The organism is Streptomyces sp. NPDC050263 (genome assembly GCF_040655955.1).
Classification (GTDB): domain Bacteria; phylum Actinomycetota; class Actinomycetes; order Streptomycetales; family Streptomycetaceae; genus Streptomyces.
Window position 1 is genome coordinate 12,477 of record NZ_JBFAKW010000036.1, and the last position, 25,558, is coordinate 38,034.

The following is a 25,558-nucleotide window of genomic DNA, read 5'->3' on the forward strand; positions in this document are numbered from 1 at the left end:
TCACCAGGCCACGTCCAGGCGGTACGGCGAGCGGTGGATCATCGTCGGCCGCATCTCGACCGGCCGCTCCGTGTCCGCCAGCCGCAGACCCGGCAGTCGACGCGTCAACTCGCTCAGAGTCAACCGCATTTGCTCGCGGGCCAGTTGGGCACCCGGGCAGGCGTGCGGGCCGTGCCCGAAGGCCAGATGGCGGCCGGGCGGGCGCGTGATGTCGAAGGCGTCCGGGCGCGGATGCCGCAGCGCGTCCCGGTTGGCTCCGCCGAAGGCGACGAACAGGGAGGCCCCGGTGGGGAGTTCGGTGCCGGCGAGTGTGACGGGCCGGGTGGTGACCCGGCGGAAGCCCTGAAGGGCACCGTCGTAGCGGGCGGCCTCCTCGACCGCCGCCGGGATCCGCTCGGGCTCCGCGCACAGCAGTTCCCACTGGCGCGGATGGCGCAGCAGGTGCAGCACGGTGGTTCCGATCAGGGCCGTGGTGGTCAGGTGCCCGGCGATCAGCAGGTTCTGGAGGTGGGAGACGGCCTCGTGGCGCTGCTCGAGGGTGAGGTCGCCGGGGACCTGGGCCACCGAGGCCACGATCTCCGTGCAGAGGTCCTCGCGCGGGTCGGCTGCCCGTTCCCGGGCGTACCGGTCGAGGAGGTGCTGGTGGGCGACGACGTCCTCGGCGGCGGCGATCTGCTCGTCCTCCGCCAGCGGCCGGAACAGCAGTTCCTCGGCGCGGTGTCCGCCGTGCACGACGGCGGGCACATCGGCGGGGTCGAGCCCGAAGATCCGCCCGACGACCTCCCCGGGCAGCCGCCGCGCGTACGCCGCCATCAGTTCCACCCGCCCGTCCCCGGCGACCTCCCCTTCGGTGGCCCCTCCGGCGAACTCCCGTACGAGGGCCGTGGCGCGCTCGGCGGCGTACGGCAGGACGGCGGCGACGCGGGCCGGCGACAGCCCGCGCACGATCGGCAGACGCAGCCGCTGGTGCGCCTCCCCGTCGGAGCCGACGACCACCGGCCGCCCGCCGAACCCGCCGCCGAGCACCGCCAGCGCGGCGGGCGAGGGCAGCACGTCCGGCCGTAACGACCCCGCGGACGAGAAGTCCTCCGCGCGTCGCAGCACCTCCCGCACATCGGCGTCCCGGGCGACCAGCCAGGCGTCCAACTCCGGTACGTGGAGCAGCCCTTGGGCGTTGTGGGCCTGCGCATAGAGCGGATACGGGTCGCGCTGCACCTCGTCGAGTCTGCCGAGCCCTGAGCTGTCCACGAGTCCTCCCGGCCGCTGGTGGTGCGGGGTCGCGCTCATGTTCCCGTACGGGCGTACGGGTGGGTAGGGGACATACGGTTTGCGCCAAGCGTGTGAGCCGTAGGAGAACATGCCGCCGGGCGGCCGGGACTCCTTACGATCATTGTGTGGTCACCTTCCAGCTCGAACGCACGGCCCCCCTCTCCCTCGACGAGGCGTGGCGCCGGCTCACCGAGTGGCACCGGCACGGCGACGTGGTCCCGTTGACCCGCGTCACCGTCCTCACTCCGCCGCCCACCCGCGTGGGCACGGTGTTCGTGGCACGCTCGGGTCTCGGCCCGTTCGCCTTCGCCGACCGGATGGAGGTCACCTCCTGGTACCCGCCGGCCGAGGACGAACCCGGACTGTGTCGCCTGGAGAAACGCGGCCGGGTCGTGCTGGGCTGGGCCGAGATCGAGGTCCGCCCGGGCCCCGGCGGCCGGACCCGGGTGATCTGGCGCGAGGAACTGCGCGTGCGCCTGCTCCCCGCACTGTGCGACCCGCTCCTGCGCACCGCTTCCCGCCGGGTGTTCGGCCGCGCCGTCAACCGGCTGCTGCGCCGCCCCTGACGGACCCGGACCGCTCCGGTCCACGGCACTGGGAGGACACCCTTTCGGCGCGAGGACGACCGAAGACTCCGGCTGCTCGCCGAGACCGTGGAACCGACCCCCGGCACCCGCGCCCCGGACGTCGGCCGCGCTCGCCTCGCCGGACTGCCACGCCCTCGCCGTGGACCGGTCCCGGCACGTCGGTGGCCGCGCCACGCGACCGGTGCTTGGACCTCGAACCGCGCCTGTCCACACGCCGGTTGGCCTTCGAAGACCCGGCGGAGGCCGGCCCCGCTGCCCGCCGGGTCCTTCGAACCGGTCACCATGCGGCCGGTGTTCGCGTTCCTGGCGGACAGGACGGCCTCCGCCGAGCGGGTACGCGGCCTGCTGACGCCGGGCGGGGTGGGGCGATCACAGGGAAGTCCGAGGTCGCTTCCCGTTCCGGATGTCGTACTGGACACACATGTCCGCGTCCAGGAACCGAGTACCGGTGCGGACGGCACCGCTCCCGGCACGGGCCGACGCGTTCCGGGGCCGCGCGACGACGCGGGTCGAGCACGTGCTCACGCATCGTGACCGCCGGCCGTCGGCGTCGGTCCGCGGTGGGACCCGAACCCGCACAGCAGGCAAAGGGGCGGTAAAGTGCCGGGGAAGATACAGGGGTTGGCGGGCGGAATGGCGGGAGGGGCGGTGCGGACGGTGGGCGGCCGGGAGGACCTTGACGAACTCCTGCGGCTGATACGGCGCCAGGTGCCCCCGGACGAGGTGCTGGCATGGGTGGCGTCGCGCGTCGGGGCGGACATCGCGTGGGTGAGCGGACGAGGTGCGCGGACGGCGACCGCCGGCTTTCCCGTGACCGTCCTGGCCGCCCTGGCGGAGCCCCTCGCCAAGGTCGCCGCTGGGCGCCTCGCGGCTTCCGCGGCCCCTCTGGACGGTCGCGAGGTCCGGCTGGAGGGCTTCGGGCCGGGTGAACCCCGCGCGGTCCTGGTGACGTTGAGCGCGGCATCTTTATCGAAGGAGGCCGCGGCCCTGGCATCGCAGGCCGGCGGGCTCCTCGAACTGATGGGAAGGGCGCTGGCCGCCGACACCAGCAGACGCGAGTATGAGGGCAAGGCCCGGCAGGTGCGCTTCGCCGTGCTCACGGCTCTGATGACGGGCGACGTCACCCTCGCGCGGAGGATGACGACCGGCAACGTCCCGCCGCTGCTGGACGCCGAGCGACTACGGGTCCAGCTGTTGCACTGTCCCCCGGCCGACCGTGACCTGCTGGCCAATTCCCGCCTGGACTCGTCCGGTTACCACGGGCGCGGGCTGATGGTGCCGTGCCCGGCGTTCGACGAGCACCTCATCTGCCTGACCGCCGAGTCGGCCGGTCCGGGTGAGAGCTCCCCGCAGGACGAGATGCTGCGCCGGCTCGTGCGCGAGACCCCCGGATACGCCCTCGGCACCAGTCGCCCCCAGCCGCTCGGCGCGACGGGTTCCGCCTACGGCGAGGCCGTGCACGCCCTCGCCGTCGCCCGTAACTCTCCGGACCGCGTGGCCGCCTACCAAGGGCGGTCCTCGCTGGTCGAGGTGCTCCCCAGAGAGCCCGGCCTGGCCTGGGCGCGCGCCTTCACCGCGCCCCTGCGCGAGGTGCCGAAGTTCACCGTGGACGTCTCGCGGCTGACGCTCGCCTTCCCGCGCACGGCCGTGGCCCGCCTGCTGGACATCAGCCGCACCACGGTCGCCGCGCACTGCCGCAGAGCCGAGGAGGCGCTCTGTGTGGATCTCGGGGACGTCCGCGCACGCGCCGCGCTCGACCTCGCCCTGACCCTCACCGGCCTCGCCCCGGACCCGGACGGCGCCTTCCCGCGGGAGACACCGACCCTGGACGAACTGCTGCGTACCGAGCCCGCCGTCGCCTGGGCGGACGCGTTCCTGCGTCCGCTGCGCGAGGCTCGGTACCGCGAGGTGTACGTCACCGTGGCGGCCTGGGTCGACGCCGACACCGACGCACGGCGGACCGCCGCCCGTCTCGGGCTGAGCCGCAACACCGTCCGCGCCCGACTGCGCACCGCGGAACGTCTCCTGAAGCGGGACCTGCTGACCACGGGCGCGGGCGTCCACGACCTGGTGCACACGCTCACGGTGACCGAACTCAAGGAGCCGGGACCCTCCGGGACGCCCGTCGACGTGCTCGTCGGCTGACGGCCGAGCATCACAAAATCTCAGCGCGGACGCACCAGCCGACACGCGTGCAGGACACCCATCTCGCCTTCCCCCCTCCGGAGTTCAGGCCTGAGGGCGCTCTGTGCAGCCGTCGTACGCGCGTGTCAGGGTGGGCCCATGACAGGAACGGAAGAGGTCGAGTCGCTGGCCGTGGACGGGCTGCGGTGGCTGGTCGGGGTCGCGCGGGACACCGGGGGCGGCGGGCTCGGCTGGCCCGTCAGGCCTTCGGACGACGGCGTCGACCCGATGCTCTACAACGGGACGGCCGGAGTAGTCCCCGTACTCCTCGAAGCCTGGCGGCACTTCGGCGACGACGCCTACGCCGACACCGCCCTGCGCGCCGCCCGCAGCCTCTCGGACGCAGTCGACCAACACCCCGACGACTCCCTGTACTTCGGCCTCACCGGCATCGCCCTCGTGCTGCGGACGATCGACCGCGAACTCGGCGCCGACGAGGCCGGCGCCGCCGCCGATCGAGCCCTGGAGCGGGTGCGCTCGCGCTTCGACGGAACGCGCTGGGGCGACCTGTTCGAGCTGATGGGCGGCAACGCGGGCATCGGGCTCGGGGCATGGGCGGCGGGGGACGCCGAGCTGGCCGTACGCGCGTTGGAGCCGTATCTGAGAACGGCCGAAGCGACCGAAAGGGGCGGTGTCTCCTGGGAGTTCCGGCTCGGGGTGGAGTCACGGCTGCACCATCTCTCGCACGGCACACTCGGGGTCGTGTACGCGCTGGCCGCCGTCGGATCCGCCGCCGGCCGTACGGACCTGGTCGAGCTCGCGCGGGCCGGGGTCGCGGACGTCGTCGCCCGTGACGAGGGCGGCCCCGACGGCTTCCTGGTGCCGCACTCCGACCCGCAGCGCGCCCCCGAGCTGATCGAGCGCCACAGCTACGGCTGGTGTCACGGGCCGGCCGGGGACGCCCAGGTGTTCCGGCTGCTGAGGGACGTCCTCGGCGAACCCGCCTGGTCCGGTCTCGCCGACCGCTGCTGGCACACCGTGACCCACTCCGGGCTGCCGCGACGGCCGCGGCCCGGTTTCTGGGACAACAACGGCCGCTGCTGCGGCACGGCGGGCGTACTGGCGCTGGCCTGCGACCGGATCGCCGAGCAGGGCGACTCCCCCGACTTCGCCCGGACCCTCGTGGCGGACCTCGTCTCCCGCGCGATCCGGGACGCCGACGGGGTGCGCTGGTCCAATGTCGAGCACCGGGCCACCCCGAGCGACCTGGAACCGCAGACCGGGTGGGCGATGGGCAACGCGGGCATCGTGCGCGAACTGCTGCGCCACGTGCGGGTGAGCAGCGGCGGCGACCCTCGCTACGCGTTCACCTGGCCGGACCAACCGGCCGTGCCCGGGACGGCGGCTCAGGCCACCGAGCCGATCCGGCCCGTCGGCGCCGACGTCACGTCGTGATGGATCGGCGTGTGCGCGCCGGTGAGGGAGACCCCGCTGCCGCCACGCCGGTCGGCGACGATCTCCGCGGCGATCGACAACGCCGTCTCCTCGGGTGTTCGGGCACCCAGATCGAGGCCGATGGGTGAGCGCAGCCGCGCCAACTCCAGTTCGGTGACGCCCACTTCGCGCAGCCGGTCGTTGCGGTCGAGGTGGGTGCGGCGAGAGCCCATGGCGCCGACGTAGGCCACGGGGAGGCGCAACGCCAGCTGGAGCAGGGGGACGTCGAACTTGGCGTCGTGGGTGAGGACGCACAGGACGGTCCGCGCGTCCACCGCCGTGCGCTCCAGGTACCTGTGCGGCCACTCGACGACGATCTCGTCGGCCTCGGGGAACCGGGCCCGGGTCGCGAAGACGGAGCGCGCGTCGCACACCGTCACGTGGTAGTCGAGGAACTTGCCGACTCGCACCAGCGCCGACGCGAAGTCGATCGCGCCGAACACGATCATCCTGGGCGGAGGCACGGACGACTCGACGAGCACCGTGAGCGGGGCCCCGCAGCGGGAGCCCTGCTCACCGATCTCCAGGGTGCCGGTGCGACCGGCGTCGAGGAACGCGCGGGCCTCGGCAGCGACGGTGCGGTCCAGCTCGGGGTGCGCGCCGAAGCCACCACGGCGGGAACCGCTGTCGTAACGGCCGCCGCGGGAACCGGTTCCGTAACGGGCGCCATCGCGGGAACCGGTTCCGTAACGGGCGCCATCGGGGGAACCGCTGTCATAACAGCCGCCATCGGGGGAACCGCTGTCGTGACTGTCATCGGCGCGGACGAGCAGTGCGCGGCCGACGAGGTCCGCCGGGCCGCTCACGATCCGTGCCAGCGCGGCGGCCTCGCCGGAGGCGGCGGCCTCGACGCCGGCCGCGATCACCGGGCGGACGGGGTCGCCGGCCCGCACCGGGGTGACGAGGATGTCGATGATCCCGCCGCAGGTGAGCCCGACGGCGAAGGCGTCGTCGTCGCTGTAGCCGAAGCGCTCGAGGACCGACTCCCCGTCCTCGAGCGCCTGCCGGCACAGCTCGTACACCGCGCCCTCCACACAGCCGCCGGAGACCGAGCCGATCGCCGTGCCGTCGGCGTCCACCGCCAGGGCGGCGCCCGGCCGGCGGGGCGCGCTGCCGCCGACGGCCACCACGGTGGCGACGGCGAAGTCTCGGCCCTGCTCGACCCACCGGTTCAGCTCTTCGGCGATGTCCAGCATGTCTCGGTCTCCTTGACTGCGGTTGTGCGGTGGGCGGTTGCGGTAATCAAGGCCTGCCGGCCGAGGGTGTCCCCGGCCACGTCCTTGCCGGACAGGATCAGGGGATTGAGCAGGAGGATGTACGCCGTCGCCATGAAGGTGGTGACGCCGCCGCGCACTTCGCGCGCGACCGTGGATCCCCGCCGGGATATGTGGAAGTAGCGGTCGAGCCAGGACCGTCCGGCCGGGAGGCGGGTGCCTTCGCCCGCGTCTTCGGCCGTGGTCCTGGGCTCCAGGGACCGCTGGGTCATGGGGCCATCTCCCAAGGTTCACAGGTGCCCCCGCGCGTCGCCTTCGGCGAGGCGCGCGGGATTTGGGAATGGACGACCCGGGGGACGGCCCGAGACGAACGTGGGTGACTACGCGGTGCCCGTCAGGTGCTCCGGACGCACCGGTGTGCGGTTGAGCTCCAGCCCGGTCGCGTTCCGGATCGCCGCGAGGACGGCCGGGGTCGACGACAGGGTGGGGGCCTCGCCGACGCCACGGAGCCCGTAGGGGGCGTGGTCGTCGGCGAGTTCGAGCACGTCGACGGGGATGGTCGGCGTGTCGAGAATCGTGGGGATGAGGTAGTCGGTGAAGGACGGGTTCCTGACCTTCGCCGTCTTCGGATCGACGATGATCTCCTCCATGACCGCCACGCCCAGGCCCTGGGTCGTGCCGCCCTGGATCTGACCGATCACGGAAAGCGGATTCAGCGCCTTTCCGACGTCCTGCGCGCAGGCCAGTTCGATGACCTTCACGAGGCCGAGCTCGGTGTCGACCTCCACCACGGCGCGATGCGCCGCGAAGCTGTACTGGACGTGTCCGAAGCCCTGTCCGGTGCGCAGGTCGAAGGGTTCGGTCGCCCGGTGCCGCCACTCGGCCTCGACCTCCACGGCCTCGTCCTCGAGCACGTCGACCAGGTCGGCGAGGACCTCACCGCCGTCGGTGACGACCTTGCCGCCCTCCAGGAGCAGTTCGGCGGTGGCCCAGGCGGGGTGGTAGGAGCCGAATTTGCGGCGCCCGATCTCCAGGACCCTCTCCCGCACCAGCTCGCAGGAGTTCTTGACGGCGCCGCCGGTGACGTACGTCTGCCGGGAGGCCGACGTGGAGCCGGCGCTGCCCACCTGTGTGTCGGCCGGGTGGATGGTCACCTGGGCGACGCCCAGCTCGGTGCGGGCGATCTGGGCGTGGACGGTGACTCCGCCCTGGCCGACCTCCGCCATCGCGGTGTGCACGGTGGCCACGGGCTCGCCCGCGATCGCCTCGACCCGGACCTTGGCGGTCGAGTAGTCGTCGAAGCCCTCGGAGAAGCCGACGTTCTTGATGCCGACCGCGTAACCGATTCCGCGGACGACGCCCTCTCCGTGCGTGGTGTTGGACAGCCCGCCGGGGAGCTGCCGTACGTCCGCGCCCTCGCTGCTCTCCCACTGGCGCTCGGGCGGCAGCGGCATCGCCTTGACGCGGCGCAGGAGTTCGGCGACCGGCGCCGGGGAGTCGACCGCCTGCCCGGTCGGCAGGAGGGACCCCTGTTCCATCGCGTTGAGCTGCCGGAACTCCACCGGGTCCAGGCCCAGTCGCCCGGCCACCTTGTCCATCTGCGCCTCGTACGCGAAGCACGCCTGGACCGCGCCGAAGCCGCGCATCGCGCCGCAGGGCGGGTTGTTGGTGTAGAGGGCGATGGCCTCGACCTCGACGTCGTCGACCACGTACGGGCCGATGCCCAGCGAGGAGGCGTTGCCGACGACCGCGGGGGACGCGGAGGCGTACGCGCCGCCGTCGAGCACGATGCGGCACTTGACGTGAGTCAGTTTTCCGTCGCGGGTGGCGCCGTGCTCGTAGGTGAGTTTCGCGGGGTGGCGGTGGACGTGGCCGAAGAAGGACTCGAAACGGTTGTAAACGATTTTGACGGGTTTTCCGGTGCGCAGGGCCAGCAGACAGGCGTGGATCTGCATCGACAGGTCCTCGCGGCCGCCGAACGCGCCGCCTACGCCGGCCAGCGTCATCCGCACCTTGCTCTCGGGCAGGCCGAGGACGGGTGCGATCTGGCGCAGGTCGGAGTGCAGCCACTGGGTGGCGATGTAGAGGTGGACGCCGCCGTCCTCCTCGGGCACGGCGAGGCCGGACTCCGGTCCGAGGAAGGCCTGGTCCTGCATGCCGAACGTGTACTCGCCCCTGACGATCACGTCGGCGCGCTCGGCGGCCGCGGTCGCGTCGCCTCGGACGATCGGCTGGCGGTGGAGTATGTTCGGGTGCGCGACGTGACCGATGTGGTGGTCGTCGCGGCCCTCGTGGATCAGGATGGCGTCCGGCGCGGTCGCGGAGGCCTCGTCCGTGATGACCGGCAGTTCCCGGTACTCCACCTTGATCTTGGCGGCGGCGCGGCGGGCCGTCTCCGGGTGGTCCGCGGCGACGATCGCGACCGGCTCGCCGTGGTGGCGCACCTTTCCGTGCGCGAGGACCGGGGTGTCCTGGATCTCCAGGCCGTAGTTCCTCACGTCGGTCGGCAGGTCGTCGTACGTCATGACGGCGTGGACGCCCGGTGTGGCGAGGGCCTCGGACGTGTCGATGGAAACGATTTCGGCGTGGGCGACCGTGGAGCGCAGGATCTGGCCCCAGAGCATGTCCTCGTGCCACATGTCGGACGAGTACGCGAACTCGCCGGTGACCTTGAGGGTGCCGTCGGGGCGCAGCGTGGACTCGCCGATCCCGCCCTTGGTCCGGGAACCCTGCGTGATCTTGGTGGGGGTGCCGATGGGGGCGCCGTTGGCAGGCATCGTCAGACCGCCTCTCCCTGCCGGGCGGCCGCCAGACGGACCGCGTCCATGATCTTCTCGTAGCCGGTGCAGCGGCACAGGTTGCCCGACAGGGCCTCGCGGATGTCCGCGTCGGTCGGGTTCGGGTTGCGCTCGAGCATCTCGTCGGCGGCGACCAGCAGCCCCGGGGTGCAGAAGCCGCACTGGACGGCGCCGGCGTCGATGAACGCCTGCTGGACCGGGGAGAGTTCGGCGCCCTCGCCGGTGTGGGAGTCCTGCCCCTTGGCCGCCCATCGCTGCGCGTCCGGCAGCGATGTACCGCAGGGGCCGCTCGCGCAACTGCCGTGCTCGGCGCGCTGCTTGGCGTAATCCGCGAGCCCCTCGACGGTGACGACGTCACGGCCCTCGACCTGGCCGGCGGCGACCAGGCACGAACACACCGGGACGCCGTCCAGCCGCACGGTGCACGAGCCGCACTCGCCCTGCTCGCAGGCGTTCTTGGAACCCGGCAGCCCGAGCCGCTCGCGCAGCACGTACAGCAGGCTCTCGCCCTCCCACACGTCGTCGGCTTCCTGTGGACGTCCGTTGACAGTGAAGTTGACGCGCATTACGCAGCTCCCTTCGAGGTGCGGCGGGCGCCGCGGTACGACTCCCAGGTCCAGGTGAGCGTCCGGCGGGCCATGACGCCGACCGCGTGGCGGCGGTAGCTCGCGGTGCCCCGGACGTCGTCGATCGGGTTGCAGGCGGCGGCGCACAGGTCCGCGAACTGCTTGGCGACCGACGGGGTGATGATTTTCCCGTTGTCCCAGAAACCGTCTTCTTCGAGTGCCGCGTTCAGGAACTCCTCGGCGGTCTTGGCCCGGACGGGGGTGGGCGCGGCCGAGCCGATGCCGGTGCGGACCGTCCGGGTCTCGGGATGCAGCGCGAGGCCGAACGCGCAGACGGCGATGACCATGGCGTTGCGCGTGCCCACCTTGGAGTACTGCTGGGGCCCGTCGGCCTTCTTGATGTGGACGGCGCGGATCAGCTCGTCGGGCGCGAGCGCGTTGCGCTTCACGCCGGTGTAGAACGCGTCGATCGGGATCCGGCGCGTACCGCGCACCGACTCGGCCTCGACCTCGGCGCCGGCCGCCAGCAGGGCGGGGTGGGCGTCGCCGGCCGGGGAGGCGGTGCCGAGGTTGCCGCCGACGCCGCCACGGTTGCGGATCTGCGGGGAGGCCACGGTGTGCGAGGCGAGGGCGAGGCCCGGCAGCTCGGCGCGCAGGTTCTCCATGATCGCGCTGTACGGGACGGAGGCGCCCAGCCGCACGCTCTCCTCGCCGACCTCCCACTCGTAGAGGTCACCGACGCGGTTGAGGTCGAGCAGGTATTCGGGCCTCCGGTGGTCGAAGTTGATCTCGACCATCACATCGGTGCCGCCCGCGATCGGCACGGCGGAGGGGTGCTCGGCCTTGGCGGCGAGCGCCTCCTCCCAGCTGGCGGGGCGAAGGAAGTCCATGACCGGCTCTCTTCTTCGTCTCATGAGTCGTTCGGATCGAGCCAGAATCGGGTGCGGCGGGCCCGGCTCGTTCATGTCCTGTTCACGCGTAGTCAGGCCAGTACACAGCGCCTTCCTCCAACCGGGTCAGTCACGGAAACCATGAAGGAGTTGGCTGGTCGACCCGGCCATCTTGTAGATTCGTATGAACGGAGGCCATCAGTAACCTCCTCGTTTTCCTGTGGAAACGTAGGAAACAGCCTGGCAATCAAAGAATGCGATTCCAAAGCGGTTACTGACTGACCGCCGCAGCGTCCCGGACCCCGGGGCGGGGTCGACGACAGGACCGGCGGCAGGTCCTCTCCACCACATCCCTTCACGATTCATCGTAGATTTCGAGACAGAGAACGGCGGCGACGAGATGCGGCTGCGCGCACTGCTGGACACCGATGCGCTGGGCCTCAGGCTCCTCGGCGGCGAGGACGAGCTGGACCGCACGGTGCGGGGTGTCATGACCACCGACCTGCGGGACCCCAGCCGCTACCTCTCCGGGGGCGAGCTGGTGCTGACGGGCCTGGCCTGGCGCCGGGACGCGGCGGACTCCGACCCGTTCGTGCGCATCCTGGTGCAGGCCGGGGTGACCGCGCTCGCGGCCGGCGAGGCGGAGCTGGGCGAGGTCCCGGAGGACCTGGTGGCGGCCTGTGCCCGACAGCGGCTCCCGCTGTTCGCCGTGCACGAGTCGGTGGCCTTCGCGACGATCACCGAGCACGTCGTGCGGCAGGTCTCCGGCGAGCGCGCCGGCGACCTCGCGGCCGTGGTCGACCGGCACCGCCGGATGATGACGTCCGGGCCGACGGGCGGCGGCCCGGACGTGGTCCTGGACCTGCTCGGCTCCGACCTGGACCTGCGCGCCTGGGTCCTGTCACCCACCGGCCGGCTCATCGCGGGCCCGAAGCCGACGGGCCCGAAACCGGCCGGACCGGCCCTGCCGCCCGACGTGTGCGCGAAGCTCGCGGCGGAACACCTCGCGGCCGTCCGCACGGGTCGGCGCGGACCGCACCGGGTGATCGTGGGCCAGACGACGTACTCGCTGTTCCCCATCCGCAGCAACGGCGGCCGTGCTCCTCAGACAGTGCAGAAGGCGTCGCCCTCGCGTACCTCTCAGGCATCGCACACCTCGCCGGTCCCATCGGCCTCCGGGGTCGCAGGGACCCCAGGAGTCTCACCGCTGTCGCGGGACGTGCGCGAGAGCGTGCTGTCGGACTGGCTGCTGGCCGTCGAGGCGGACGCCGGGGAGTGGGCGGACGAGCGCCTCGACCTGCTCCAGGGCGTCACCCAGCTCATCGCGGTCGAGCGGGACCGCCGGGACGCGGCGCGCACCGTGCGCAGACGCCTCGCGCAGGAGGTGCTGGAGCTGGTCCGGACGGGCGCGGCCCCGGCGGAGATCGCGGCCCGGCTGCGGGTGGCCGCGCCGGTGCTGCTGCCGGGTCTGGGAGCCGCCCCGCACTGGCAGGTGGTCGTGGCCCGCGTCGAGTGGGACGACGGCGATCTGGAGCCGGGCCCGGTCGCTCAGGCGCTCCTGGAGGAGATCCTGGTCGACCCGCTCGCCGACGGCCCCGAGCCCTCCGACCGCATCGCCGTGGCGCACACGGGCGACGAGGCCATCGCGCTGGTCCCGCTGCCCGCGGTGTCGAGCGCGCACGACAGCTCCGGGACGGGCGTCCTCGCCGACGCGCTCCTGGCGGCCGTACGGGAACCGCTTTCGTCCGGGCTCGACGGCGACGGACGGCTCACGGTGGGCGTCAGCGCGGCCGTGCACTCCGCCGAGGGGCTGCGCGGGGCGCTGGAGGAGGCACGGCATGCTCGGCGGGTGGCCGCGGCCCGACCCGGCCGGGTCTGCGCGGCCGGCCATCAGGAGCTGGCCTCGCACGTCCTGCTGCTGCCGTTCGTCCCCGATGATGTGCGCAGAGCGTTCACTGCACGTCTTCTGGACCCCCTGCGCGACTACGACCGACGCCACCGCGCCGAGCTGATCCCGACGCTGGAGGCGTTCCTCGACTGCGACGGTTCGTGGACCCGATGCGCCTCCCGTCTGCATCTGCACGTCAACACACTGCGCTACCGGATCGGGCGGATCGAGCAGTTGACGAGCCGTGACCTTTCGCGGCTGGAGGACAAGCTGGACTTCTTCCTTGCGCTGCGCATGAGCTGACAGCAGAACGTCGGCGGACCGACGGCGCGACGATGGCGGACAGACAGCACGCCGACCGTCAGCCGACTGCGCAACCGATAGCTGGCCGACACCGGTTACTACCCCTCAGTCACCAGCCGCCGAAACCTCTGGCGACCGAGATCCCACGACTTTGTGAAATCCTTCACCCGCCCCCTTGGCCCGGTGCCGCCATTCGTGCTGAGATGCGCGCACCACTCAAAGCTCGATGGCGCGCTGGGCCTGTCCTTCGGATCAGGTCGGAGTCGGGGGCACGGTGCCTTGCGTCGCCCACGAGCTGATCCGCAGGACAGGACCTTGGGGAGGGCAACGTGGCGTACAGCGCCATGTCCGGTACCGGAACGACCTCAGGTGACGATCCCCTCCAGACCGCGGTGTGGCGGTTGCGCTCGCGTGCCTGCTGGGCCGACGCGGCGGCGCTGATCCCGCCGGACACCGCGACGGGCTCGATCCAGCGGGCCGCACTGCTCGTGGAGCGGTGCCTGTACACCGAGCAGGGCTGGCAGGACGCCGAGGACGCGCTACGGATCGCGGAGGCGCTGGCCCACGACGACGAGGAACGGGGCGCGGCCGCGTGCGAGCGGGGGCAACTCGCCTACGCGGCAACGCTGCACGGCGTGCGCGACCGGGTGGACGAGGCGCGGGCCGCGCTCGGCCGGGCGGCGGCGCTGATCCCGCCGGACGCGGCGGGCAGAGCACTGCTGGACTTCCGCCGAGGCCTGCTCGCCGAGAACATCTCCCGTTCCCCGCAGGCCGCGAGGGCCGCATACCGGCGCGCCCACACGGCCGCCGCGGCGCACTCGGACTCGCTGCTGCTCTCCTTCACCTGGCGCCACCTCGCCGGACTCGCCCTGCGCGACGGCGAGTTGGCGGAGGCCAGGCACGGCTTCGCCGAATCCCTGCGCATCCGGGAGGAGTTGGGCTACCTGGTGGGCACCGCTCCGGCGCTCGCCTCGCTTGCGGACGCGGAAGTCGAGCCGGAGGCCTCGCGGTTGCGGGAGGAGGCACGCCGGCTGTTCCGCCTGCTGGGAGGCGTACCGACCTGGCTGGCAAGGCAGTTGGCACCACCGACGGCCCCGAGCCCGTCCGGGGTGTGAGGGGGCCGATCCGGGTGCCGGCCACGCGAGCGGGTCATGGGGAGGACGGGGGCACGGGGATCGCGGCGCACAGGACGAGACCACGGTAGGCCGCAGCCAACGACGGCGCGGCCAACGGGGGCGCAGCCGACGACGGCACACCCGACCGGAGCGCAACGGACGGAGCCGCAGTGCACGCGGCCACAGTCGGCGGGGGCAGCGACCGGGGGCCCGGGGGACATCTGGGCCGCGGCGAGCGGGGGCAGAGCGCGTGGACGCAGGAAGACAGGGCCTCAGCGGCCGGAATCACGGCACGCGCAGGCGGAGAGGTGGGCCGCGGCAGGCGAGAGCGGATCACGGCGGGGGAGACAGCGCAGGGCGCAGCGCAACGGGTGCCGCCGTATCGCGAGCGGAGCGAAAGGGCCTCGGAGGCCACGGGAGCCTCGGCTTGCGGGCTTGCGGGCTTGCGGGCCTCTCGGGCTTGCGGGCCTCTCGGGCATGCGGGCCTCTCGGGCATGCGGGCCTCTCGGGCATGCGGGCCTCTCGGGCATGCGGGCCTCTCGGGCATGCGGGCCTCTCGGGCATGCGGACCTCTCGGGCATGCGGGCCTCTCGGGCATGCGGGCCTCTCGGGCATGCGGGCCTCTCGGGCTTGCGGGCCTCTCGGGCTTGCGGGCCTCTCGGGCTTGCGGGCCTCGGAAAGGTGGCGCCGCCACCGGTCTCGTCAGCCGCTCGCGCCCGCGAAGTGCTCCCGCATCAACGCCTGCACGGCGTCCAGCTCTCCCGCCGTCAACGCCTCCAGCAGCGCCATGTGCTCGGCCGCGTCGGCGACGAGATCCGCCCGCCCCCGCCGCACCGGAGCGCCGACCAGCGGCCACTGCGAACGCCGGTGCAGATCCTCGGCGATCCCGACCAGCTGCTCGTTGCCGGACAGGGCGAGCAGCGACCGGTGGAAGACCCGGTCGGCCTCCGCGTACGTGGCCCGGCAGCCGGACGCCGCCGCGCGCACGCTCGCCTCGGCGAGGGGCCGCAGCTCCGCCCACCGCTCGGCGGGCACCGTCCGGGCGAGCCGCAGCATCACGGGAACCTCGATCAGCGCCCGCACCTCGGCCAGCTCGGCCAGCTCTCGCGTGCCCCGTACGATCACCCGGAACCCGCGGTTGGGGACGACCTCGACGGCGCCCTCCAGCGCGAGCTGCTGCATCGCCTCCCGGACCGGCGTCGCCGAGACCCCGAAGCGTTCGCCGAGCACCGGCGCGGAGTACACCTCGCCCGGCACCAGTTCCCCGCCGACGAGCGCGGTGCGCAGGGCGTCGAGGATCTGGCCGCGCACCGAGGCACGCTGGACGACCGGCCGGGGACGCGGAATCGGGATCTCGCTGTGGGTGTGCTCACCGCGCGCGGTCCCCGAAGGGCCGCACCGCTCGCGGTCCGCACCGTCGCCGTACTCGACGGACCCGGCGTTCATGGCAGGTCCCGCGGACCCTGCGGACCCGGCGGGACCGGCAGGCGCACCAGACCCCGGCGACCCGACCGACCCGGTGCGCGACTGCGCCGGCACCCGGGCACGGCCGTCGACCTGCTGCGGAACCGGTTTCCCCATACCGGTGGAGCCGTGCGCTCCCTGCTCCACGGGGCCTCCTTACGGCCTTGTCGGTACTTGGGGTCATTACGGCGGGTTGCTACTCGTCCGTCAAGCACCTTAGGCGCAGTGGCCGCCAGTTCAAATCCCGACGACACCGGGTAAGGTAAGGCTTACCTTCAATCGCACCCGAAACGGCGGTCCCGGCATGCCCACAGCCCCGTCGACCACAGCCCCGTCGGCCACGGCGGAGGCCTACGCCCGCCTCACGGAGGCCTACCCAGGCCTGACCGTCACGGAGCTGGGAGTCGTGGAACCGTTTCCCCGGGGCGGGGGCTGGGTCACGGCGGCCGAGCTCGCGGAGGGCCGAGCAGCCCTGGACGCCTTCCTCGCATGGGACGACGCGCAGGTCGTCCGCGACTACGGCCGACCGGCGCGTCCCGACGTGGTCGCGAGCTTCGGACTGCACCGGTACGCCTGGCCCGCCTGCCTGCTGATCACCGTCCCCTGGTTTCTGCAGCGCCGAGTGCCGCGTTTCCCCGTGACGCACGTCTCGTACGACCGCACGGGCGACGGCATGCGGATGGCCGTCCGTCCGCCGTCCTCCTTCGCCTGCCTGCCGGGGGACCCGGGGGCGCTGCTGCCCGGCGCCCGGGTGGTCCCCGACGAGGAGGCGCTGCGGGCGGAGGTGCGAGCGGCGGTGGCCGAGCACCACGAGCCGCTGCTCGCCGGCTTCGGGCCGCGTGCCCGGCGGCGCGGCCGGGCCCTGTGGGGCATGGTGACCGACGAGATCGTCGAGGGGCTCTGGTACATCGCCGACCTGCTCGGCGGGGACGAGCCGGAGCGGGCGCGACGGGAGCTGGAGCTGTTGTTGCCGGGCGCCACGCAGCCCTACGTCGGCTCCGCGGCCTTTCGCGAGTTGACGGGCCCGAACGGCGAGGCGCTGCCCACCCGGGACCGCGCGAGCTGCTGCATGTTCTACACGGTGCGCCCCGAGGACACCTGCGTCACCTGCCCGCGCACCTGCGACGCGGACCGGGTCGCCAAGCTCACCGCGACGGCGTCCGCAGGCAGTTGAGTAACGCTCAGATACCGCTTCCCCTCGGGTCACCCCTCGTGGGCGGAAGGGCGCGGAGAGTCCCGTAGGATCACCCGGACGAGGCTCCCCAACGGTTACAAGCGATTCACAACTTCCTCACCCGCCACGGGAACTTTCCGTGGAACCACTCGTATGGGTAGTCTTATTCGAACTCAACTCCCGCCCCTCAAGCGGCAGTTCGAGCAGAACGTCGCCTTGGGCATCCCCTTGCACCTCCTTGGCGGCCTCTTGCCCCGAAACCCCCTGAGGGACGGCGGGATTGGGCCACTATGGCGGGCGTTACGCCCTATCCCAATGCAAGGGACCCCAGATGAGACTTACCGACATATCGCTGAACTGGTTGCTTCCGGGCGCCGTACTCCTCCTGGGCATGCTGGCGGCGGTTGCGGTGCTGGCGCGCGGCAAGCGCCCCTCGGGGAAGGACACGAGCGGCGAAGACTCGTGGGAGCGCAGCGAGGAGCGCCGCAGGCGCAAGGAGGCCATATACGGCACAGCCTCCTACGTCCTTCTGTTCTGCTGTGCGGCCGTCGCCGCCGCGCTCTCCTTCCACGGCCTGGTCGGGTTCGGCGAGCAGAACCTCGGCCTGACCGGCGGCTGGGAATACCTGGTGCCGTTCGGCCTGGACGGCGCGGCGATGTTCTGCTCCGTGCTCGCGGTGCGCGAGGCCAGCCACGGTGACGCGGCTCTCGGCTCCCGGATACTCGTATGGACTTTCGCGGGCGCGGCGGCCTGGTTCAACTGGGTGCACGCGCCCCGGGGCCTGGACCACGCGGGCGCCCCGCACTTCTTCGCCGGCATGTCGCTCTCGGCCGCCGTCCTCTTCGACCGGGCCCTGAAGCAGACCCGCCGCGCCGCGCTGCGCGAGCAGGGTCTCGTGCCCCGTCCGCTGCCGCAGATCCGTGTGGTCCGCTGGGTGCGCGCCCCCCGTGAGACGTACAAGGCGTGGTCGCTGATGCTGCTGGAGAACGTGCGCAGCCTGGACGAGGCCGTCGAGGAGGTCCGCGACGACAAAGCCCGCAAGGAGGAGACCAAGCTGCGCCGTCGCGACCAGCAGCGGGTCGAGCGGGCGCACCTGAAGGCGATCAGCCGAGGCAACGGACGCTTCCCCGGCCGCGGCGGTGGCGGCGGCGGAAGCCGTCAGGTGGAGGCCCAGGCCGCGCTGGAGCGCGCCACGGCCGAGCGGGTTTCCGCGGAGCCCGCCATAGCGAACTCCGCGGAGCAGCTGCCCGTGCGCTCGCGGCCCTCCCTGCAGCCCGCGCGCCACGGTTCCGCTTCCTCCGACTCGTTCACCGTTGATCTCACCGCGGAGGACGACACCATGGCCCTGCCGCGCCTCGACTCCCTGGAGCGCAAGCTCAAGGACCTGGAGCAGCAGTTCGGCTGACGGACCGACAGGCCCGACGGGAAGGGGGCGCGACCACGACGGTCGCGCCCCCTTCCCGTTGCGCGTCCATGCGCTCTGCAACGCTCACGCGGCTCCGGCGTCCAGCTCGAACCAGACGACCTTCCCGGCGCCGTGCGCCCGTACGCCCCAGGTGTCCGCGAGGGATTCCACCAGGACCAGGCCCCGGCCGTGCGTGCCCTCGTCGGTACTCTGCACACTCGGCCGAGGGCGGCGGGCCGCCGAGTCCCGCACCTCCACCCGCAGGCCGGACGGTGAGACGGTGGCCGTCAGGACCGCGTCGTCGTCGGTGTGCACGAGCGCGTTGGTGACGAGTTCGCTGGTGAGCAGTTCCGCCGTCTCCGACCGGCCGGGCTTCCCCCAGTCCCGCAGCAGCTCCCGCAGCGCCCTGCGCGCCTCGGGCACCGCCCGCAGGTCCGCCCGCCCGAGTCTGCGGCTGAGCTGCGACGCCCGGTCCTGCTCCACCGCATACTCGGCCGCGTACTCCGCGGCCTCTTCGGTCGCGCCCTCGCCTGCTTCGCCCGCCGCCCCCGTCCGTCTCGTCGCCGAGGTGCCCGCGATCGTCGTCGGACCGCTTCCTCGTGCCTGCCTCTCCATGACCCCCGCCCGCGTGTCGATGTCGGTTCCCCTCCTGCTCGAACACGTTCACGGGGATCCTTGCCCGGTCGACAGCGGGCCAGTCATGTCGAATCATCAACGACCGGGTGTTCGGCCATGTTCGGCCGGTCCTCCGAGGCACTCCCGGAGTGGGCGGTCGGGGCAAGTACCGGGCCGAGCGCGCCGTCCGAGCCGCCGCGGAGGGCGCCGTCCACGACGACCGGGCCCTGGTACAGGCGTGTCCGGAGCGGGCGATGCGTCGGTTCGAGCGTCGTGTGCGGTGTGTGGCGGGTGGGCCGGTGGTCGTGCCCGCTCGGCAGGGGCCGGCCGGGCCGGCGCCCGTCGAGCAGGCCCTTCCGACGGCGCGTCAGTTGTCCGCGACCGCCTTCGAGTGGGGAACACCCCAGGTGGACGAGCCCGTCGGCGGTCGGCTGGGCAGGCGCCCGGGGAGCGGACGGGCCGGCGGGGACGAGCCGCGATCGGCTCCGGTCGCGACGACGAGCGAGACGGTTTCCGGGCGGAGGGGATGCCGTACGACGGCGCGGACGTACCCGTGAACGGCGCGCACCCGCGCAACCGGCACGCGACGGGAGCCTCCCCCGCGAGCGGAGGTGAGCCGGCGCATCCGCCCTTCGAGGCGGCCCCCGACCCGGCCGTCACCCACACCTTCGAACCTACACACCTGGGTCACGCATCGACCGTCCGTCATCGCCCCGTCGAGCGATTCGCCGCTGCCGATCCCGTCGTACTCGGGGAAGGCGAGGGGCAGTTGGTGCTGGGCATCGGGACGGGCCGGGATGCCGGGGTACCCTTTCCCGACCGCCGATTCTCTTACGGCAAAGGCTGCCGGACGCCGTCATCCGCACCGCGCGTTCCCTCTGGCCGCGAGGTTGGCCGGAATGCGCTGGTCCTCATCCGGGCATTGTCCAGCTGCCCTCGATCCCCGTCGTGCCGATGTGGAAGATCTTGTGGCCTCGGGTCATGTCGACGATCAGCTCGGTGGTCTGGCCGCTGCCCCAGGTGAGCGTGACGACGGCCTCCGTGTGGTTCGCCGTGCCGTTGTCCGTGACCTTCCACGCGAGCGGCACGTTCTGGGCCCGCAGGACGCCGTCGGCGTGGTTCTCGTCCTCCCAGGCCGTCAGTTCCTTCTGGAAGGCCGGGGTGAGGTAGTGCTTGCGGAGTTCGTCCGCGAGCTTGCCGCCGCCCTCGTCGGTCACCGCGTCGATGTAGGCGCCGTAGAAGTCCGCGATGCGGGTGATGTCGTCGGACGGCTTTCCGCTGACGCTGCGCGGGCTGCCTGCGGACGCCTGGGCCGTCACCCCGAGCCCCAGCGCCAGGGCGAGGCCGACGGCCAGGGCGCTGCGGCGGCGAGTGGTGCGAAGGCGGGCCACGCTCTTGCCGGTCCCGCCGGTCCCGCCGGTCTTGCTGGTCTTGCTGGTCCCGCCGGTCTTGCTGGTCTTGCTGGTCCCGCCGGTCTTGCTGGTCTTGCTGGTCTTGCTGGTCTTGCTGGTCATGTGCGTGTTCCCCGTGAGTCTCGTATGTCTGTCGGTGACTGAGTGGCCATGTGGGGCCGCCGCCCCTCCCGACCCCCGTGGCGGGAGGGCGGCGGCCCCGGCTTTTCTCAGTGGTCCTCCGGGTCTCGGGGTCAGTGGAGCTTGTTGACGGCCATGACGGTCGTCTTCTTGAAGGCCTTCACCGGGGCGTCCCCGAAGTCGCCCAGCCGGCCCCAGTCCACGACGGTCACCGTCGTGCCGTCCCGGCCGACGGAGAGGAGGCGGATGTCGGTCGCACCCCAGGACGTCTCGGTGTGCAGGCCGTAGACGTGGGCGCCCTCTTCGACGTTCAGCTTCCCGTAGTCCTTGAGCGTGGCCTCGACCTCCGGGTCCGCCTCCTCGATCCACCGGGCGCAGGACTTGATGTCCTGGTTGATCCGCGAGTACCGGCCCTTCGCCGCGCTGACGCTCGACAGCTCGACGCCGACCTGACGGGCGCTGGTGTCGAGATCGGTGCGGAAATCCCGGTACCAGGAGTCCCGGCCATCGCCCAGCGCCTTGCCGAGGCAGCGGTCCGCCTCCACCTCGGGTGAGGCGCCGGCGGTGATCGCGCCGGCCGTCCAGGACGAGCCGGCGTGCGGCGGCAGGTCGGCGGCCGAGAGGAAACCGGGCGGCTGCGGGACGGCGGCCCCTGCCGGTGCGGCGAGTACGGCGCCGAGGGCGAGGCCCGCGGCCGTGAGTGCGGTGAGCCCGGTCAGCGTGGCGGCTCGGGTGCGCTTGGGCATGGGTGTCCCCCGTGAGTGAGTGCATGAGTGCGGGTGTGGGTGTGGAAGCGGTGCAGGTGTGGATCGTCGCGGCGGGGCCGGTCGGGTGGTCGGTCCGTCCGGCCTGGTCGGTGCGACACCAAGAGCATCGGCCGTCTGCACGGCTCGCTGCAACGGCCTTCGCCCGATCGGCTGCGGTGGAACCATCCCAGCCCATCTGACGTGCAGGTATATGAGTGCCTGGGATGACCGACCGGGCCGGACGAGCACGGGGGAACGGTGTCGACCGACGAAGGTGTGGGCGATGTGACCGAGTTCGCGGCGCTGCTGACGGAACTGAAGGGGCGGACGGAACGCAGCTACGGCTCCCTCGCGCGCCGACTCGGCATGAACACCTCAACGTTGCACCGGTACTGCGCCGGAGAAGCGGTTCCACAGGATTTCGCCCCCGTGGAACGCCTCGCGGAGTTCTGCGGGGCGACACCGGAGGAGCGTCTCGAACTGCACCGTCGGTGGCTGCGAGCGGTGGCGGCACGGCAGCGGCCCCGGGGCACGGCGGCAGCTACGGAAACCCGGGCCTCGGCGGTTACGGAAACTCGGGAACCGGGTCAGAAACAGGTGCCGGTACCGCGCCGCCGTTGGTATCGGCACCGTCGCACCACGGTCCTCGTCGGTGTCGCCTGCGCGCTCCTCGCCACCCTGGGCACGCTGTCCGCGCTGCCCGGCGGCGGCCACCCGTCGGCCTCCGACGGCCCGGCCCGGTCAGCAGGGTCCTCCGCCGGTCCGTCCGGCGCGACGACGCCTCCACGCCACTCCCCCACACCCACCGCAAGCACCACCGCCTCCTCCACTCCCGGCACCGCGTCAACCGCACCCGGCTCCGGCTCGGGCTCCGCCCCCGGCAGAACCTCCCCCTCCTCGAACGCAGCCCCGGGCGGCGGCAAGGCCTCGGCCCCCGGCACGGGCGTCCCGCTCGCCTGGACCGCCGACTCCCAGGTCTGGGCATTCGGCTGCGCTCACGACTACGTCATCGGCAGACCACCGGCACAGGTTCCGCCGCCCCCGGCGGAGCAGGACGCCGGGCCCTGGGCATCGGCCCAGGGAGCGGTGCACGGGCGGGAGACCAACGTGGAGATCTCGGTGCAGGGCCGAAGCTCCACGGCCGTCGTGCTGACGGCGTTGCGCGTGCGGGTCGTCGGCCGTGCCGCACCGGCGTCGGGCACGGCGTACGCCATGGACCAGGGCTGCGGCGGCTCGCTGAGCAAGCGGTACTTCTCGGTCGACCTGGACAAGGACCGCCCCGTCGCGCACTCGGTCGCCGGGAACGACGCGGGCACGCCGATCCCGGCGGTGAGTCTGCCGTACCGCGTGTCCAGTGAAGACCCGGAGGTGCTGCTGGTCACGGCGCGGACCGAGTCGTGCGACTGCAACTGGTACCTCGAACTCGACTGGTCCTCCCAGGGCCGCACCGGCACGGTCCGCATCGACGACCACGGCCGTCCGTTCCGCACGAGCAGCATCAAGGGCCTGCCCCGCTACTGGTACGGCTCGGACGACGGGGAGCGCAAGTGGGTCCCGGTCACGGGCTGACGCGCTCACGCCTCCCAGACGGCCGCCGCCGTGCGGTCGTCGGCGTAGCCCTTCACTCTCACCTGGGTGTCGGCGAGGAAGGCCGCGAGACCGGGCGGGGTGGGCCCCGACCAGCGTTCCGTCAGGTGCGCGGACAGGTCGGGCTCACCGCGCAGGGGTTCGGCGAGCCCGCCTGTGCACATCAGGAGCGTGTCACCCGGTCGGGCTACGGAGGCGCGGAAGCGGAAGGGCTCCCGGGGCGGTTCGGGATCGGGGTCGTAGGGGTTCGCAGGTGTGGGGATGCCCAGGTCCATCGTCAGCCGGTCGCCCTCGGGCGTCTCCGCCGGAAGGGACCCGAACCCGACGACCGGCTCGCCGACGACCTCGCCCACCCGGGGCTCGATGTCCCGCCACACTCCGCCGCGCAGCCGGAACAGTCCACCGGCGCCGACGCCGAAGAAGACACGCGTACGGCAGTCGGGGTCTGCGGGCAGGAGCAGGCAGCGCAGGGTGGCCGCGTACTCGTCGGGTTCCAGGCCCTGTTCGGCGGCGCTGGCGCGGAGCCGTCCGAGGCTGCGGTCGGTGAGCCGGTGCAGGCCGGACTTCAGGTCGCCGCGCCGGGCAGCCCTTATGTCCTCGGCGAGCCGGACATGACTGCGGCCCACGGCCCGCCCGATCCATCGGCACGCCTCGGCGGCCGCCCGATGCGCTCCCGGGGTCGCCCTGGCGCCGGTGGCCATCGCGACCAGGATCAGCGCGTGCTCGCCCGAGCCGAAGCGGGCGGTGAGGAGCGAGTCACGGCGCGGCTCTCCGCGGTACCGCGCGGAATCCCCACGCACGGACGCGGCCCGCAGCGCGAGAGTCCCGTACCGGGCCCCGTCCAGGACGGTGTCGGCGACCAGATCGTCCAACTCGTCCGGATCGGCGGGCGGCAGGGCGGTGGGCTCGGCGTCGTAGGTGGGCGGCCCGGAACCGACGTACGCCTTCAGGATCGGGAGGGGAGGGTGGGCCGGGAGAGCCGGCAGAGCGGGGAGGGCGACAACGGTGGGGAGATGGTCGTGCCCGGAATCGAGCGCACGCCCGCTGGCGGGAGCGCGTTCGAGGATGGGAGCGCGTTCGGGGGTGGGCGGGGCGAAGGGGGCGACCGCCGAGCCGTGGGCGGAGGCCGTGGGGGCGTTCGGGGGTGGCGGCGCGTGGGCCGGAGCGGGTGGCGTCACGGGTGCGGGCGGCGGCACGAGGGGGGCGGAGGAGGGCCTGGGAGGCGTGGTCGCCGAGATCGCGGACGGGGTGGACGCGGCCGGTGCGGCCGGTGGCACGGGTACGGAAGGCTCCGCCGGGGGTTCGGCGATCGCCGACGCCGACGATGTCTCCGTGGGCATTCCGTCGCCGGTCGTGGAGGTGACCGGGCCGTGCGGCGCACGCTCGGCGAACCCCGGCGGCAGCGGGCCGGGCGGAAAGTTCGTCGGCTCCGGCGGCGTGTCAGCCGGCGGCTCCCAGGGGGCCCGGTGACGCTGCGGCGGACGGGCACCCGGGGCGGCGTCAGCGGCGGCAGCGCCCACGCCGACCTCGACGCCGTCGGACCGCTCGGTGTCGCCAGGCTCCGCACCTCGGCCGCCGGCGTCACGCCTCGGGCCGGAACCCGCATGGCGTTCGACGTCGGAACCGGTTACCGGCGCGACGCCCCACCCGAGATCCCCCCTGACCTCGTGCCAGACGCTGTCGTCGGGGTCAGCAGCGGCGCCCTGATCGACGTCGGCCTCATCGGCGACCCCGCCGTCCCACCCACCGGCGGACGCGGCATCGGACCTGGTATCGGACTTGGCGTCGGCCCCGGCAGCGAATCGGCCCCGAGGCTGCGGCGCGGCAGGTGTCACCTCCGGCCTCGCGTCCCCGTCCTGCGGGGAGCTCCACCAATCGGTCCGCGCGCCGGGACCGGGCTGTCCTTCCCCGCGCGGCGCCGGTACCGCGCGGGCGGCGCCGGAGGCTGCCTCGTCGTCCGGGCCGCCTGCCGGATCCCGTGCGACGGCCGCGTCCCACCGGCCCGCCGAGTCCCCCGCACCGCCCCGGTCAGGGGCCCCCGCACCGACGTCGTCCTCCGCGTCTGCGCCCGCGCTCGCGCTCGCGCCGACGCCCGTCGCCCCGCCCGCGGAGCGCACCGCTCCGGCGGCCGAGGCGAAGCGGTCGTCCAGGGATTCGGTGGCGGGCGCGGGACCCGTGTCCTCGGTGGAGTCGTCGTACAACTGCCCCCACCAGTCGTCCTCGTGACCGGTGGCCCTTCCCCCCTGCTGGCTCATGCCCCTAATTGTCCACCGCACGGGCCATATGAGAACGGGGCATCAGGAAAATGCGTCACGGCACGGGTATCGCACAGGATGTCGAGCGACGCCCGGAACAGCAGTGCGACGCGAGGTGCGACAGGGGTCGCCGGACGGTTCCACCCCCCACGGGAGAACCGTCCGGCGACACGGGTGACCCCGGCTCAGATCCCCTGCGCCCCTGCGCGTCATGAGCCCGGATCACGTTCTCGAAAGACCTCGATGCCCCGACTTCGTGGTCGGTCGGCCCGAGTGTCCACGGCGTTCCTGGAGTTCCGCTGTGGATGATCAGTGGATGATCACATGTTCCCGCCGTGGCCACACCTTGGCAGAGTGACCGGCGGTACGGCGATGATGTGCGGCGGCGGGTTTACGCCGTGGCTGTTTCCCGCCACTCATGGATGTGGGAAACGGATGTCGGACGGACGTGATGCGGACGCCGGACAGGCACCGACGGACGCCGTACCGACGTCTTACGGCCGCCATGTGGCTGCCGTGTAGCTGCCATGTC

General features: G+C 72.7%; 18 protein-coding genes and 1 pseudogene. 8 read left to right on the forward strand and 11 right to left on the reverse strand.

Annotated elements, in window-relative coordinates:
- Positions 1–1,248: a cytochrome P450 gene (locus tag AB0J04_RS18470; protein ID WP_363169524.1), complete on the reverse strand. Its 1,248-nt coding sequence runs from the start codon at positions 1,246–1,248 to the stop codon at positions 1–3.
- 146 nt (positions 1,249–1,394) lie between these two features.
- Here AB0J04_RS18470 and AB0J04_RS18475 point away from each other — a divergent pair, with 146 nt between their 5' ends.
- The 3 genes from AB0J04_RS18475 (at position 1,395) to AB0J04_RS18485 (ending at position 5,435) form a co-directional block, all read left to right on the forward strand.
- Positions 1,395–1,835 (forward strand): SRPBCC family protein, encoded by a 441-nt coding sequence (locus AB0J04_RS18475; RefSeq protein ID WP_363169525.1) that lies wholly within the window; start codon positions 1,395–1,397, stop codon positions 1,833–1,835.
- Positions 1,836–2,456: 621 nt separating this feature from the next.
- Positions 2,457–4,001, forward strand: coding sequence for a helix-turn-helix domain-containing protein (locus AB0J04_RS18480; RefSeq protein ID WP_363169526.1), 1,545 nt, complete (start codon positions 2,457–2,459; stop codon positions 3,999–4,001).
- Between the two features lie 138 nt (positions 4,002–4,139).
- Entirely contained in the window at positions 4,140–5,435 is a 1,296-nt protein-coding gene (locus AB0J04_RS18485; RefSeq protein ID WP_363169527.1) for a lanthionine synthetase LanC family protein, read from the forward strand.
- Here AB0J04_RS18485 and AB0J04_RS18490 read toward each other — a convergent pair.
- The 5 genes and pseudogenes from AB0J04_RS18490 to AB0J04_RS18510 all read right to left on the reverse strand — a co-directional run bounded on the left by AB0J04_RS18490 (position 5,387) and on the right by AB0J04_RS18510 (position 10,942).
- Positions 5,387–6,670 (reverse strand): XdhC/CoxI family protein, encoded by a 1,284-nt coding sequence (locus AB0J04_RS18490; protein ID WP_363169528.1) that lies wholly within the window; start codon positions 6,668–6,670, stop codon positions 5,387–5,389. The two genes, AB0J04_RS18485 and AB0J04_RS18490, sit on opposite strands and share 49 nt — an antisense overlap.
- A 32-nt stretch (positions 6,671–6,702) precedes the next feature.
- Positions 6,703–6,960: pseudogene (locus tag AB0J04_RS18495) on the reverse strand (NCS2 family permease); the annotation flags it as partial.
- Between the two features lie 108 nt (positions 6,961–7,068).
- A complete protein-coding gene (locus tag AB0J04_RS18500) occupies positions 7,069–9,465 on the reverse strand; it encodes a molybdopterin cofactor-binding domain-containing protein (protein WP_363169529.1) in 2,397 nt (798 codons plus the stop codon).
- A 2-nt stretch (positions 9,466–9,467) separates the two neighbouring features.
- Complete coding sequence (locus tag AB0J04_RS18505) at positions 9,468–10,052, reverse strand: (2Fe-2S)-binding protein (protein ID WP_363169530.1); 585 nt, start codon at positions 10,050–10,052, stop codon at positions 9,468–9,470.
- Positions 10,052–10,942 (reverse strand): xanthine dehydrogenase family protein subunit M, encoded by an 891-nt coding sequence (locus AB0J04_RS18510; RefSeq protein WP_363169531.1) that lies wholly within the window; start codon positions 10,940–10,942, stop codon positions 10,052–10,054. Before AB0J04_RS18510 ends, AB0J04_RS18505 begins: the two co-directional genes overlap by 1 nt.
- Positions 10,943–11,342: 400 nt before the next feature.
- Here AB0J04_RS18510 and AB0J04_RS18515 point away from each other — a divergent pair, with 400 nt between their 5' ends.
- Positions 11,343–13,133 (forward strand): PucR family transcriptional regulator ligand-binding domain-containing protein, encoded by a 1,791-nt coding sequence (locus AB0J04_RS18515; RefSeq protein WP_363169532.1) that lies wholly within the window; start codon positions 11,343–11,345, stop codon positions 13,131–13,133.
- A 329-nt stretch (positions 13,134–13,462) separates the two neighbouring features.
- Entirely contained in the window at positions 13,463–14,248 is a 786-nt protein-coding gene (locus AB0J04_RS18520) for a hypothetical protein (RefSeq protein WP_363169533.1), read from the forward strand.
- Between the two features lie 702 nt (positions 14,249–14,950).
- Here AB0J04_RS18520 and AB0J04_RS18525 read toward each other — a convergent pair.
- The gene (locus AB0J04_RS18525; RefSeq protein ID WP_363169535.1) at positions 14,951–15,694 is read right to left on the reverse strand and encodes a GntR family transcriptional regulator; all 744 of its coding nucleotides are present in this window, start codon (positions 15,692–15,694) and stop codon (positions 14,951–14,953) included.
- A gap of 322 nt (positions 15,695–16,016) precedes the next feature.
- On the opposite strand from AB0J04_RS18525, the gene AB0J04_RS18530 reads away from it, so the two are divergent.
- Positions 16,017–16,886, forward strand: coding sequence for a (2Fe-2S)-binding protein (locus tag AB0J04_RS18530; RefSeq protein ID WP_363169536.1), 870 nt, complete (start codon positions 16,017–16,019; stop codon positions 16,884–16,886).
- 331 nt (positions 16,887–17,217) lie between these two features.
- Positions 17,218–18,291, forward strand: coding sequence for a DUF2637 domain-containing protein (locus AB0J04_RS18535; protein WP_363169537.1), 1,074 nt, complete (start codon positions 17,218–17,220; stop codon positions 18,289–18,291).
- 84 nt (positions 18,292–18,375) lie between these two features.
- Here the strand turns inward: AB0J04_RS18535 and AB0J04_RS18540 are convergent, their stop codons facing one another.
- The 3 genes from AB0J04_RS18540 to AB0J04_RS18550 form a co-directional block, all read right to left on the reverse strand.
- Positions 18,376–18,774, reverse strand: a complete 399-nt coding sequence (locus AB0J04_RS18540) for an ATP-binding protein (RefSeq protein WP_363169571.1) — start codon at positions 18,772–18,774, stop codon at positions 18,376–18,378.
- 1,043 nt (positions 18,775–19,817) lie between these two features.
- Positions 19,818–20,297, reverse strand: a complete 480-nt coding sequence (locus tag AB0J04_RS18545; RefSeq protein ID WP_363169572.1) for a hypothetical protein — start codon at positions 20,295–20,297, stop codon at positions 19,818–19,820.
- Between the two features lie 254 nt (positions 20,298–20,551).
- A complete protein-coding gene (locus tag AB0J04_RS18550; RefSeq protein WP_363169539.1) occupies positions 20,552–21,184 on the reverse strand; it encodes a hypothetical protein in 633 nt (210 codons plus the stop codon).
- Positions 21,185–21,460: 276 nt separating this feature from the next.
- On the opposite strand from AB0J04_RS18550, the gene AB0J04_RS18555 reads away from it, so the two are divergent.
- Positions 21,461–22,753 carry a helix-turn-helix domain-containing protein gene (locus AB0J04_RS18555; protein ID WP_363169573.1) on the forward strand — a complete coding sequence of 431 codons (1,293 nt, stop codon included), beginning with the start codon at positions 21,461–21,463 and terminating at the stop codon, positions 22,751–22,753.
- A 5-nt stretch (positions 22,754–22,758) separates the two neighbouring features.
- On the opposite strand, the gene AB0J04_RS18560 is transcribed toward AB0J04_RS18555, so the two are convergent.
- Positions 22,759–25,026 (reverse strand): protein phosphatase 2C domain-containing protein, encoded by a 2,268-nt coding sequence (locus AB0J04_RS18560; RefSeq protein WP_363169541.1) that lies wholly within the window; start codon positions 25,024–25,026, stop codon positions 22,759–22,761.
- Positions 25,027–25,558 lie beyond the last annotated feature (532 nt).

What these genes read in the sequence shown, in the direction of transcription:
- AB0J04_RS18530 (WP_363169536.1), top strand. Translation starts at nt 16,017, where the DNA reads ATGCCCACAGCCCCGTCGACCACAGCCCCGTCGGCCACGGCGGAGGCC.
- AB0J04_RS18535 (WP_363169537.1), top strand. Translation starts at nt 17,218, where the DNA reads ATGAGACTTACCGACATATCGCTGAACTGGTTGCTTCCGGGCGCCGTA.
- AB0J04_RS18510 (WP_363169531.1), bottom strand. Translation starts at nt 10,942, where the DNA reads ATGGACTTCCTTCGCCCCGCCAGCTGGGAGGAGGCGCTCGCCGCCAAG.
- AB0J04_RS18550 (WP_363169539.1), bottom strand. Translation starts at nt 21,184, where the DNA reads ATGCCCAAGCGCACCCGAGCCGCCACGCTGACCGGGCTCACCGCACTC.
- AB0J04_RS18560 (WP_363169541.1), bottom strand. Translation starts at nt 25,026, where the DNA reads ATGAGCCAGCAGGGGGGAAGGGCCACCGGTCACGAGGACGACTGGTGG.
- AB0J04_RS18500 (WP_363169529.1), bottom strand. Translation starts at nt 9,465, where the DNA reads ATGCCTGCCAACGGCGCCCCCATCGGCACCCCCACCAAGATCACGCAG.
- AB0J04_RS18505 (WP_363169530.1), bottom strand. Translation starts at nt 10,052, where the DNA reads ATGCGCGTCAACTTCACTGTCAACGGACGTCCACAGGAAGCCGACGAC.
- AB0J04_RS18525 (WP_363169535.1), bottom strand. Translation starts at nt 15,694, where the DNA reads ATGAACGCCGGGTCCGTCGAGTACGGCGACGGTGCGGACCGCGAGCGG.
- AB0J04_RS18490 (WP_363169528.1), bottom strand. Translation starts at nt 6,670, where the DNA reads ATGCTGGACATCGCCGAAGAGCTGAACCGGTGGGTCGAGCAGGGCCGA.
- AB0J04_RS18485 (WP_363169527.1), top strand. Translation starts at nt 4,140, where the DNA reads ATGACAGGAACGGAAGAGGTCGAGTCGCTGGCCGTGGACGGGCTGCGG.
- AB0J04_RS18515 (WP_363169532.1), top strand. Translation starts at nt 11,343, where the DNA reads ATGCGGCTGCGCGCACTGCTGGACACCGATGCGCTGGGCCTCAGGCTC.